Annotated in this window: 8 protein-coding genes; all 8 read right to left on the bottom strand. The window is 44.1% G+C overall.

The window, feature by feature from the left end:
* Positions 1-50 precede the first annotated feature (50 nt).
* The 8 genes from pgi to AC2FA3_RS06190 all read right to left on the bottom strand — a co-directional run bounded on the left by pgi (position 51) and on the right by AC2FA3_RS06190 (position 12203).
* Positions 51-1718, bottom strand: a complete 1668-nt coding sequence (gene pgi, locus AC2FA3_RS06225) for a glucose-6-phosphate isomerase (RefSeq protein ID WP_490508823.1) — start codon at positions 1716-1718, stop codon at positions 51-53.
* Between the two features lie 3 nt (positions 1719-1721).
* Positions 1722-2606: a UTP--glucose-1-phosphate uridylyltransferase gene (locus tag AC2FA3_RS06220; protein WP_490508822.1), complete on the bottom strand. Its 885-nt coding sequence runs from the start codon at positions 2604-2606 to the stop codon at positions 1722-1724.
* A gap of 64 nt (positions 2607-2670) precedes the next feature.
* A complete protein-coding gene (gene galE, locus AC2FA3_RS06215) occupies positions 2671-3717 on the bottom strand; it encodes a UDP-glucose 4-epimerase GalE (RefSeq protein WP_490508821.1) in 1047 nt (348 codons plus the stop codon).
* Positions 3718-3838: 121 nt separating this feature from the next.
* Entirely contained in the window at positions 3839-4714 is an 876-nt protein-coding gene (gene sucD, locus AC2FA3_RS06210) for a succinate--CoA ligase subunit alpha (RefSeq protein WP_149490377.1), read from the bottom strand.
* Between the two features lie 181 nt (positions 4715-4895).
* Entirely contained in the window at positions 4896-6062 is a 1167-nt protein-coding gene (gene sucC, locus AC2FA3_RS06205; protein WP_490508819.1) for an ADP-forming succinate--CoA ligase subunit beta, read from the bottom strand.
* 194 nt (positions 6063-6256) lie between these two features.
* Positions 6257-7708, bottom strand: a complete 1452-nt coding sequence (gene lpdA, locus AC2FA3_RS06200) for a dihydrolipoyl dehydrogenase (protein ID WP_490508817.1) — start codon at positions 7706-7708, stop codon at positions 6257-6259.
* A 199-nt stretch (positions 7709-7907) separates the two neighbouring features.
* Positions 7908-9155 carry a 2-oxoglutarate dehydrogenase complex dihydrolipoyllysine-residue succinyltransferase gene (gene odhB, locus AC2FA3_RS06195; protein ID WP_490508816.1) on the bottom strand — a complete coding sequence of 416 codons (1248 nt, stop codon included), beginning with the start codon at positions 9153-9155 and terminating at the stop codon, positions 7908-7910.
* 162 nt (positions 9156-9317) lie between these two features.
* Entirely contained in the window at positions 9318-12203 is a 2886-nt protein-coding gene (locus AC2FA3_RS06190) for a 2-oxoglutarate dehydrogenase E1 component (protein ID WP_490508815.1), read from the bottom strand.
* Between the last annotated feature and the right edge of the window lie 291 nt (positions 12204-12494).

Raw genomic sequence — 12494 nt, 5'->3', positions numbered from 1 at the left:
CCTTTCATTATTGGGAGATTAGCAGTGTTAATAACTTAACCATATAACCATTAAGAGAACCGCTTAATATGTTGTAACAGCTGATTGGTAGAGCTGTCGAACTGCTCACCGCCCTCTTGCTGCATGGCGGTATGCACTGACTCTGCCATCTGCTTACCCATCTCGACGCCCCATTGGTCAAACGGATTGATATCCCAAATGCTGGCCATCACATAAACCTTATGCTCATAAAGCGCGATTAATGCCCCCAAACTATGCGGGGTCAGCTCGTCAATTAGTAAAGTCGTTGACGGCTGATTGCCACGGTAATATTTATATTTATCAGCGTCAGAAGCGATTTGACCATCAGTATCAGCTATAGCCGCATTGCCAAAAGCTAAGACCCGACTTTGTGCTAGACAATTGGCTAAAGACAGTTCATGTTGCTGCTGTAATGACGCATTGGTGGCTTTATCACTATAACGCCGCACACAGGCGATAAAATCACAAGAAACTTGCTGCGTCCCTTGATGCAAGAGCTGATAAAAAGCATGCTGGGCGTTTGAACCAATCTCACCCCACAAAATCGGACAAGTATCGTAGTCTAGGCGCTCGCCATGCAGCGTCACCGACTTACCATTACTTTCCATTTCAAGCTGGGTCAAGTAGCTGGGTAAATACTCTAAACGCCCATCATAAGGTAATACCGTATGAGCATTTACTTGTAAAAAGGTACTATTCCAAACGGCAAGTAGACCTAATAATACTGGTAAATTTTCTACAAAATCCGCTTGCGCGAAGTGCTCATCCATACTATGAGCGCCGGCCAATAACGATTTAAAGCCATCGATACCGATACGAATGGCAATAGCCAATCCAATCGCTGACCATAAAGAAAAACGGCCGCCAACCCATTCCCAAAGCTGCAATTGATGCTCAGGATGAATACCCCACGCGCTCATTTTCTCGCTGTTAGCGGAGATGCCGATAAAATGACGACGTAATACGCTGTCCTCTGTACCCGCACGCAGTTTTGCAGTTGCAAGCAGCCATGACAGAGCTGTCTTTGCATTGGATAGCGTATCAACGGTACCGAAAGATTTAGAGGATATAATAAATAAGGTGGTTTCAGGATTTAAGTGTTTTAGTAAATTATCGAGCTGCGTGCCGTCCATATTGGAGACAAAATGCACTTCGATATCGGTATCTGCCCACTCATCAAGTGCCGTGGTCGCCATCAGTGGACCTAGATCAGAACCACCGACACCGATATTAACCACATCGGTAATCGCCTTTCCGGAAAAGCCACGCCACGTACCACTACGTACACGCTCGGACAATCTGGCAACTCGCGCCAAGCTCTGATGTACATCTTTAACGACATCTTGCGTACCAACTTGTAGTTTCGCGGTAGCTGGTAAACGCAGCGCCGTATGCAACGCTGCGCGTTCTTCACTGGTATTAACCATCGCGCCTTGTAATAAGGATTTAATGCGACCTGATAACTTGCAACTATTCGCCAAATTTAATAAATTTTCTAGCACAGCATCATTAATACACTGCTTGCTATAATCCATATATAGCGCGCCAGCTTGCGAGCTAAAACGGCTCGTACGTTCAGCATCTTGGGTAAATAGTCTATCAAGCGACCATGGCTGTGCCGCCAACTCCTGTAACTGCTGCCAGTACTTAGAATGGCGCGCACTGCTATAGCGATTATTTTCTTTTATATCGTTCATGCACTACTCTTCATCTGCTAATTGCTGCTGAGCGAAATAAATAAACGCCTGCATATAAGAGCGCATATCGCCGGCATCATAACTGGCGCCGCGCATAGTCGTGACATCAACGCCATATTGACTAATCAAGGCATCGATAGCATCGGTCAGTTGAATCTCACCGCCGACCGAGGCTTTGGTATTTGCTAGATAATCAAAAATATGGTTGCTAAATACATAACGCCCAACCACTGCCAATCTAGAAGGTGCATCGGCTAAGTTTGGCTTTTCTACAAATCCCACGACTTTAAAGCTGGTATTTGCCTCTGCTTTATTATCTATATCATGCACATTGTTATCAGATTCGCTTAATTGAGCAATACCGTATTTATGCACATCTTCATCGGCGACTTTATCCACTAATATCTGTGAATGCTTGTCTTTCGCAAAGGCATCAATCATAAAGGCTAAATTATCAGTAGTCATATCTGTAGTAAACGGATCAAGTACCACATCTGGAAGCAATACTGCAAAATCATTCATTCCTATGATTGGACGCGCAGCAAGCACTGCATGCCCCAAACCTAACGGTTTACCTTGGCGTATCATCGATATCGTCACATCATCTGGTAGCCAATTTAAGCTATCGGCTAGCTCATCTTTACCTTTAGCACGCAATTGGTTATCTAGCTCAGCATTGATATCGAAGTAATTTTCAATGGCACTTTTTTGTGCATGACCAACCAATACAATATGCTTAATACCAGCAGCAATTGCCTCTTCAACGACATAATGAATGGCCGGACGATTGCCAAGTGGTAGCAGTTCTTTCGGCACTGATTTAGACAATGGCAACATTCGAGTGCCAAAGCCTGCAACGGGAATAACAGCATGGGTGATTTTTTTCATAGTTTTTAAACTGTATTAAAAGGTTTGAGATAAAAGGTAGCTTCAAAGATAGTCTTTATGCAATCTAAGCGATGTTATACCCGTTCGGATTTATACTCTGCCAACGCCACGTATCTTGACACATTTCAGTGATAGAGAGTTTCGCTTCCCAACCTAATAGCTCGTTTGCTTTATCAGCACTGGCATAGCAGCTGGCAATATCACCGGCGCGACGAGCAGAAAATTGATAAGGAATATCTTGGCCGGATACTTCAGAAAAAGCAGTGACTAACTCTAACACTGAAGTACCTTTGCCTGTTCCTAGGTTAATAGGTAAGAACCCTACTGAGTTTGTTTGACTTAAGCTTACCTGTTGCTGTAGATAATTAAGCGCTGCTACATGACCTTGCGCAAGGTCAGTGACATGGATAAAGTCGCGTACACCCGTACCATCTACGGTAGGGTAATCATTACCAAAGATGCTGAGCTTTTCAAGCTTACCAACGGCGACTTGCGAGATATAAGGCATTAAATTATTGGGTATGTCATTAGGATCTTCGCCAATTTGTCCAGATGGATGAGCGCCTACGGGATTAAAGTACCTAAGAGGAATAAGATTCCAGCCATCATTAGTTGCAGCTAGGTCTTGTAAAATATGCTCGACCGTAAGCTTGCTTTGCCCATAAGGATTGGTGCAAGAACGTGGCGATGTCTCATCAATAGGCAGTACTTCAGGGTCACCGTAAACAGTCGCAGAAGATGAAAAAACGAGGTTTTTAACGTTTGCTTCAGCCATGACTTCTAATAAAATGATGGTACCACTGACATTATTATTATAATACAGCAGTGGCTTGGCAACGGATTCGCCAACGGCCTTTAACCCAGCGAAATGAATCACGCCAAAGAAATCATGTTTGGCAAATACTTGTCTGAGTAACTTAGCATCTCTAATATCGCCTTCGATAAATTCGATAGGCTGCCCTGCTAATTTGGAGGCACGGTTAATAGCCTCAATGCTACTGTTGGATAAATTGTCATATACCACAACATCATAGCCTGCCTGATGCAGTGCTATACAAGTATGTGAGCCGATATATCCAGCGCCGCCGGTAACCAATATCTTGTTTTTCATAATTTCTACATTTTAGTCAAAGAAAAGGTATTTTAAGAATAAAAAAAGACACCCCATTGTAGGGGTGCCTTGGTTTTTTTTCAACGACGTTTCGGTATTAGATTATCGATTAATACCTAAATTACCAACCGGTAACTTCTTTTAACTTATCACCGATTTTTGATGGATCGCGAGTATAAGCAATACCAGCGTCTTCAAAGGCTTTAAATTTCTCTTCAGCAGTACCTTGACCACCAGAGATGATCGCACCAGCGTGACCCATACGCTTACCGGCAGGCGCAGTCACACCAGCGATATAACCAACCACTGGCTTAGTCACGTGCTCTTTGATATAAGCAGCCGCTTCTTCTTCAGCAGTACCGCCGATTTCACCGATTAAGATGATAGCTTCGGTTTGTGGATCCTCTTGGAACAATTTAAGCGCATCGATCTGATTCATACCAGGAATCGGATCACCACCGATACCGATACAGGTTGATTGACCAAAACCAAGTTTAGTGGTCTGTGCAACGGCTTCATAAGTCAAGGTACCAGAGCGTGAGATGATACCCACTTTACCTGGCAAATGGATATGACCTGGCATGATACCGATTTTGCACTGACCTGGAGTGATAACGCCTGGGCAGTTTGGACCAACCATACGGACGCCGTCTGCTTCTTCGATATAACGCTTGGCTTTTAGCATATCGATAGTCGGTACGCCTTCAGTGATCACAACGATCAATTTCACGCCGGCATCGACTGCTTCAACGATAGAATCTAGTACAAATGGTGCCGGTACGTAGATAACTGATGCGTCAGCTTGAGTCGCTTCCATCGCTTCCGCCATGGTGTTAAATACTGGCAAACCTAGGTGAGTTTGACCGCCTTTACCCGGGGTTACGCCGCCAACAACTTTAGTGCCGTATTCGATCGCTTGTTCAGAGTGGAATGTACCGTTCTTACCGGTAAAACCTTGTACCAATACTTTGGTATCTTTATCAATTAATACACTCATTATGTTTTCCTTATTCGGTTGTCTTGCAATAGCAGTTTGCTAGCTCATCTGTCGTTAAATGTTAACGATTAATGCTCATACTAAAAACTGCCATCACGCTTTGACTATAATGCTTAAGCGTTTGTTTAAGCGCGTACTGATTAATAGCATCGCGCTTATGTTAACGACTTATATTAAAGACTTAGGCTTTAACCGCATCGACAATTTTTTGCGCCGCGTCTGCTAAGCCTTGGGCTGAAGTCAATTTCAGACCAGATTCTTCTAGAATCTGTAAGCCTAATTCAGCGTTATTACCTTCTAGACGTACAACTACCGGTACTTTTACATCGACTTCTTTAACCGCAGCGATAATAGCTTCTGCAATCATGTCACAACGTACGATACCGCCAAAGATGTTAATTAGCACACCTTCAACGCTGCTGTCTTCTAGAATGATTTTGAACGCTTCAACAACGCGATCTTTGGTTGCACCGCCGCCAACGTCCAAGAAGTTAGCAGGTTTGCCGCCATACAGTTTGATGATGTCCATGGTCGCCATCGCAAGACCAGCACCGTTCACCATACAACCGATGTTACCTTCGAGGGCAACATAGTTTAGGTCAAATTCAGCCGCTTTTAGTTCACGCTCATTTTCTTGCGTTTTGTCTTGTAGTGCAGCAATTTTAGGCAAACGATATAGGGCGTTTGAGTCGATACCAATTTTACCATCGACACAAACGATTTCGCCATTTTCGCGAACCGCTAATGGGTTAATCTCAAGCAAATCAATATCGTTTTCAATGAATGCTTTATAAGCACCGCTCATTAATTTTACAAACTGGTTGATTTGTTTGCCTTCAAGACCCAGTTTAAATGCCACTTCACGTGCTTGATAAGGCATTAAACCGACTAATGGATCGACGCTTACTTTAAAGATTTTTTCTGGCGTTTCGTTGGCCACCTCTTCAATATCGACGCCACCTTCAGTTGATGCCATGAAAGTCACGCGACGCGTAGAGCGGTCAACAACTGCGCCAAGATATAGCTCAGTTTGTACTGGGTACATATCTTCTGCAACTAATACAAAGTTTACTGGTTGTCCATCAGCGTCAGTCTGGAACGTAACCAGATTGGTACCGATAAGCGCATCAGCAACTTCCTTAGCTTCTTCGCGAGTCTTAACTAACTTAACACCGCCCGCTTTACCACGGCCGCCAGCATGTACTTGCGCTTTAATAACCGCAATATCTGTAGGTGTTTTATCAAAAGCAGCAGCAGCTTCGTCGCCGTTATGGGCGATGATGCCTTCTTGAATGGGCAAACCGTAGCTTTTCAATAGCTCTTTTGCTTGATACTCATGTAAATTCATTGATTGTATCCTTTATTTTTTTACAATTAATAAAAAGTGAAATCAAGTGCGTAGAAGAATATATCTGAGCACTTATGATGGTGGCGACCTTTATCTCAATAGTGATAGCGGTCGCGCCATCCGGTTAAACTTGATATTTATTTAAATTGTCTTAATTTTAATTGCACGAACTTGAATCATTTTATCTGTAAGAACTACTTACGCTTTTTACGCTGAATGGCGTGAATCGCGCGACCATCTGCAGAAAGAGCAGCTTCATGAACCGCTTCAGAAATGGTTGGATGCGCAAACGTCATCAACTGCAAGTCTTCGATACTAGAAACAAATTCCATCGCAATCATACCTTGATGGACGATATCACCAGCACCCGCAGAGATGGCATGCATACCTAATAGACGGTCTGTTTTGGCATCAGCAACAACTTTGATAGAGCCCTGTGCTTCACTTTGAGCAAGCGCACGACCGTTCGCCGCTAGGTTAAATGAACCTGTTTTAACTTCATAACCGGCAGCTTCTGCTTCTTGCTCGGTCAAACCAACCCATGCGATTTCTGGATGGGTATAAATGACGTTGATGATCGTGTCATAGTTAACTTGTGCTTTTTCGCCATGAATGCGCTCAACTGCCATCATGCCTTCTTCCATGGCTTTATGCGCGAGCATAGGACCACGGACCAAGTCACCGATGGCATAAACGCCATCAAGGTTGGTTTTACACTGATCATTCACATCAATCAGACCACGTTCAGTCAACTGAATGCCACTGTCAGCGCCAAGCAGTTTTTCAGAATATGCACGGCGACCGACACAAACGATTAATTTATCAAAGCTCTCTTCTGATGACTCACCTTTAGCTTCGCTAGTCACAACCACTCGGTCGCCTTTCACTTCAGCATTGGTCACTTTGGTATCGACACGGATATCGAGACCTTGCTTCTTCAGCATTTTCCCCGCTTCTTTAGCGATATCTTTGTCAGCGGCGGCTAAGAAACTTGGTAGGGCTTCATAAACAACCACTTCTGCACCCAAACGACGCCATACAGAACCTAGCTCTAGACCAATAACACCGGCACCAATCACGCCTAAACGCTTAGGAACTGAGGTGAAATCAAGCGCGCCGGTAGAATCAACGATGCGATCGCCATCAGTTTTTGCCACAGGAATATCGATAGGAATCGAACCTGCTGCAAGAATCACGTTTTTAGCGGTGATAATAGTTTCTGCTTCGTCAGCAAGGGCGGTAAATTTAACTTTTTTGTCCGCGCCTTTACCATCTTCCAACGTGCCCCAGCCTTGTAGCCAGTCAACGCCATTACCTTTTAACAATGCCGCAACGCCGCCGGTCAATTGCTTAACGATGCCTTCTTTACGAGCAATCATTTGCTCGATATCGATAGCAACGTCGCCGGTGCTGATACCATGTTCAGCAAGGTCATGCTTAGTCGCTTCATAACGGTGTGATGAATCAAGCAAGGCTTTTGATGGAATACAACCGACGTTTAAGCAAGTACCGCCAAGCGCTGGCTCACCTTTATAAACACGTTTCTCGATACAAGCAACGCTCATACCCAGTTGGCCTGCACGAATAGCGGCTTCATAACCACCAGGACCGCCGCCGATGACGACTAGATCATAATTGTCTTTCATAGTACGTTCCTATTTCTAATTTCTTTCTAATTTTATTTAACATTTAAATGATTAGTTAAGCTATTAACAAATAACTGAACATTTTATCCCATCGTTAATACACGTTAAGAAAGACATCCGTTATTTATCGATAAACCACAATCATCTAGTCCAAAGTTAAAAAGCTTGTATCGGCGGTTACCGATACAAGCTCATAGGCTTAAAGGTCTAGTAGTAACATGGCTGGATCTTCAACCAACTCTTTGATAGTTACTAAGAACTGTACTGCCTCTTTACCATCAATCATACGGTGGTCATAAGAAAGTGCTAGATACATCATTGGTAGAATTTCAACTTTACCATCGACTGCCATCGGACGATCGTTGATAGCATGCATACCCAAGATAGCAGTTTGCGGTGGATTCAAGATTGGCGTTGACATGAGTGAACCAAATACGCCACCGTTTGAGATAGTGAATGTACCACCAGTCATCTCATCTAGACCAAGCTTACCTTTTTGTGCTTTACCACCCAGCTCACGAATCTTGGCTTCAACATCTGCCATGCTCATGCGATCGGTATCACGCAATACAGGAACCACTAAGCCACGATCTGAAGATACGGCAACACCGATATCATAATAGCCATGATAAACAATATCATCACCATCTAGTGAGGCGTTGACCGCTGGGAAACGTTTAAGCGCTTCGGTCGCCGCTTTTACAAATAACGACATAAAGCCTAAACGTACGCCATGACGCTTTTCAAACTGCTCTTTATACTTAGCACGCATGTCCATCAACGGTTTCATGTTGACTTCGTTAAACGTGGTTAGCATCGCTGTTTCTTGAGAAGCGGCTAGCAGACGATTGGCGACTGTCTTACGTAGACGCGTCATTGGTACGCGTTTTTCAGTGCGCTCACCTGTTGATTCAGCGACTGGACGACCGCTATCAGATTTGATAGAGCTGTCCGCTTTTAGCGTCGGGTTTGCCATATCAGATTTGGTCACACGGCCATCACGACCACTGCCTTCGACGTCTTTAGGATCAACGCCAGACTCTTTCGCTGCTTTACGGACTGCAGGGCTTTGATCTTTATGATCCGCTTCATCTTTTTTATCTGTTGCTTGGACTGACTCACCGCCATCACTACCTTGCTTTGGTTGTACTGGCGCAGCTGGCTGATCTGGATCGACTGCAGGAGCATCACCTTTATCAGTACTACCGCTAGCACCTGCTTCAAATTCTGCGATCAATTCGTCAGACAAAACAGTATCGTCAACTTTCTTAACGATTCTGGTCACGACACCATTATCAGGTGCCACAACTTCTAATACCACTTTATCAGTTTCGATTTCAGCCAATAAGTCATCACGGCTAACTTCTTGACCTTCAGTGACATGCCATTCCACGATGGTGCCATCGGCAACCGATTCTGGAAACACGGGGGCTTTAATTTCAGCCATCGATATACTCCTTAGATATTGATATTACTATTTATTATTAAGTCGTGATGAGCGGTCAGTACCATTTTGAATTGTCTTACTTCAATGGTAATACGCGGTACGGACTGTCATCGCCTGATTCATGTATCTTATATAAATATAATCTGTTAAGTAAACGATTCGTTACTTGGACAGCTCATCTACACTAATTCCAAGACCGCCAGCGATTAAATCTTGCTGCTGCTTGACATGCAGTTTTGCCGAACCTGTTGCTGGTGCCGCACTAGCAGGACGCGCCACTGGCTCCATGACTTTCGCCTTGGTTGGGTGCGGCACGACAATGCGGAACATATGCGGCGCTAAATAGTACCAAGCACCTTGGTTAAGCGGCTCTTCTTGTGTCCAAACGATTTCTTTTAAATTGCTATATTTTTCAATTTCAGCAATCAAACGTTTTTCTGGTAATGGATAAAGCTGCTCAATACGCACGATAGCAACATGGTCAAGGCCTAATGCACGGCGCTGCTCTAGCAAGTCATAATAGACTTTACCGCCACATAGCACCATACGCGTCACGTTGTCCGGATTTTGCTGATCCATCTCTGGCAGTACCGTTTCAAACTTACCGTTCGCTAACTCTTCGAGGTTTGAAGTCGCCAATTTATGACGTAGCAAGCTTTTCGGCGACATAACGATTAATGGTTTACGAATCGGACGTACAGCTTGGCGACGTAGCGCATGATAAATCTGTGCTGGCGTCGTTGGGGTAATCACTTGCATATTGTCTTCAGCACATAATTGCAAGAAGCGCTCAAGGCGAGCAGATGAATGCTCAGGGCCTTGACCTTCAAAGCCATGTGGTAACAGCATGGTTAGACCGCAAACACGCTGCCACTTGGTTTCACCACTAGAGATGAACTGGTCAATCACCACTTGCGCGCCGTTGACGAAATCACCGAACTGCGCTTCCCAAACGACAAGTGCATTTGGAACTGTGGTCGCATAACCATACTCAAATGCTAATACTGCTTCTTCTGATAGCAACGAGTTATAAGTGGCAAAGCGCGCTTGCTCTTCACTCAGGTGAGCAAGTGGCACATACATGCTGCCATCTTCAATATTATACAGTTCACTATGGCGATGCGAGAAGGTACCACGACCGACATCTTCACCCGTAATACGTACCAACACTTTATCGTTATCAACCAGTGAGGCATATGCTAGGGTCTCGGCAGCACCCCAGTTTAAAGGCTCTTCACCCGTTTGCATCGCTAAGCGTTGTTCGACCACTTTTTGTACTTGACGTTGTAACTTATAGCCTTCTGGCATCTCCGCCATACGGCGGCCATAACCTTTTAGGATTTCGATATCGACGCTGGTATCCCAATCATCGACCAAGTCATGACCTAGATAAGGTTTCCAATCGACAAACAGCTCTTCGTTAGGCTGACTGACTAAAGAGTTGGCAACATATTCGCCGCGGTCTAAAGACTCACGGTATTCGTCTTCTAAGCGAGTTTCATCTTCTTTACTCAGCAGACCCTCTTCAATCAGCTTTTGCGCATAAATAGTACGGGTCGTTGGTAATTTTTTAATCACCGCGTACATCAATGGCTGAGTCGCTGATGGCTCATCGGCTTCATTATGACCGTTACGGCGATAGCAGAACAAATCAATAATGATGTCTTTATCAAATTCATGACGATAATCAAGCGCTAACTGAGCAGCAAATACTACGGACTCAGGGTCATCACCGTTTACATGCAGAATAGGTGCATGCACCATTTTTGCCACGTCAGTACAATACTCAGTCGAGCGTGCATCTTCTTGACGGCTGGTGGTAAAGCCAACTTGGTTATTGATAACAATATGTACCGTACCGCCCGTGGTATAAGCACGAGTTTGTGACATCTGGAAGGTTTCTTGTACCACACCTTGGCCAGCAAAAGCGGCATCACCATGAATAACGATTGGCAATACGGAATTACCAGTTTTGTTGTCTTGTAATGGCTGATCGTTACGACGAACTTGACGCGCGCGTACCGACCCTTGCAATACAGGGGCAACAATCTCAAGGTGCGATGGGTTAAACGCCAAGGCTAAATGCGCCTCACCACCTGGTGTCATCACGTTCGATGAAAAGCCATTGTGATATTTAACGTCGCCTGAGCCTTTTTCTGGCTGAACCTTACCATCAAACTCATCGAACAAATCGGCAGGGTTTTTACCCAAGATATTGACCAATAAATTCAAACGCCCACGGTGAGCCATACCAATGACCATCTCTTTGGTGCCATAACCGCCAGCACGTTGGATGATTTCATTGATAGCAGGAATAAAGCTCTCACCGCCTTCTAAACCGAAACGCTTAACGCCGGTATATTTACGAGCCAGATATTTCTCTAAGCCTTCGGCGGCGGTTAAACGCTCAAGAATAGATAAACGTTTTTCTGTATCAAATTTAATATACCCTAGATTGCTCTCGAGATATTTTTCCATCCAGCGTTTTTCAGTGCTGGTGGTTACGTGCATATATTCAGTACCGATAAAACGGCAGTATACGCGCTCCATGATTTCGATAATTTCACGTAGCGGCGCTTCATCCTTACCAATATTTAAATCATTGGTCGGGAATACCGTATCAAGGTCAGCTTCTGAAAGGTTGTGATAAGCAAGGGTCAAATCTTCCACTTCTGCACGTGGATGTAGATCTAAAGGATCAAGCTTAGCACGGCGATGACCACGGCGACGGTATGCTGAAATCAGTTGCTGGACGCCCATTTGTTTTGGGTCGGCACAGTTACCTGAATTGTCAGCAGTAGCGCCAGACGTTTCAGTGTTGACTTTGTTAGCGGTCTGATTACGCGCTAGCAACAAGAACTGATCCTTAATGGCATTATGCGCGGCATCGTTTGGTGATTTGTATTGTTGAAAATACGCTTGCCAATCGCTATCAACACTACTAGGATCGTCTAGATATTGCTCATAGAGCGCTTCGATGTAACTGGCATTATCAGCGGCCAGTTCGGTATGATCTACGCTCGCTGCTTCTTTAGTTATACTATTCATAATAATCGTCTATTTGATAGATAAATGAATGGAATCGTGCTTATTATTGTGTTATTCGTTGTACATTAGGTATGTTGTTCATCGTTTTTTGCTATTAGAAGCTATTTCGCAATTGTATGCTAAAGCTATATAACGGTAAAAAGCGTGATGGCAATACCAATCTTACTATTCTAATTATTTGTGAACGGTCAGTTTTCTGAATCGCATCGTTTCACAACATTAATTTATATATAATGCTATCAGCTATAACCAAATTGTTAATAATAAGGTTTTTAAGCAAGCATCTTTTCT

It is taken from the genome of Janibacter sp. CoH_79_TC_3 (assembly GCF_058197955.1).
This window is presented reverse-complemented; position numbering and strand designations above follow the sequence as displayed.

What these genes read in the sequence shown, in the direction of transcription:
- pgi (WP_490508823.1), bottom strand. Translation starts at nt 1,718, where the DNA reads ATGAACGATATAAAAGAAAATAATCGCTATAGCAGTGCGCGCCATTCT.
- AC2FA3_RS06220 (WP_490508822.1), bottom strand. Translation starts at nt 2,606, where the DNA reads ATGAAAAAAATCACCCATGCTGTTATTCCCGTTGCAGGCTTTGGCACT.
- galE (WP_490508821.1), bottom strand. Translation starts at nt 3,717, where the DNA reads ATGAAAAACAAGATATTGGTTACCGGCGGCGCTGGATATATCGGCTCA.
- sucD (WP_149490377.1), bottom strand. Translation starts at nt 4,714, where the DNA reads ATGAGTGTATTAATTGATAAAGATACCAAAGTATTGGTACAAGGTTTT.
- sucC (WP_490508819.1), bottom strand. Translation starts at nt 6,062, where the DNA reads ATGAATTTACATGAGTATCAAGCAAAAGAGCTATTGAAAAGCTACGGT.
- lpdA (WP_490508817.1), bottom strand. Translation starts at nt 7,708, where the DNA reads ATGAAAGACAATTATGATCTAGTCGTCATCGGCGGCGGTCCTGGTGGT.
- odhB (WP_490508816.1), bottom strand. Translation starts at nt 9,155, where the DNA reads ATGGCTGAAATTAAAGCCCCCGTGTTTCCAGAATCGGTTGCCGATGGC.
- AC2FA3_RS06190 (WP_490508815.1), bottom strand. Translation starts at nt 12,203, where the DNA reads ATGAATAGTATAACTAAAGAAGCAGCGAGCGTAGATCATACCGAACTG.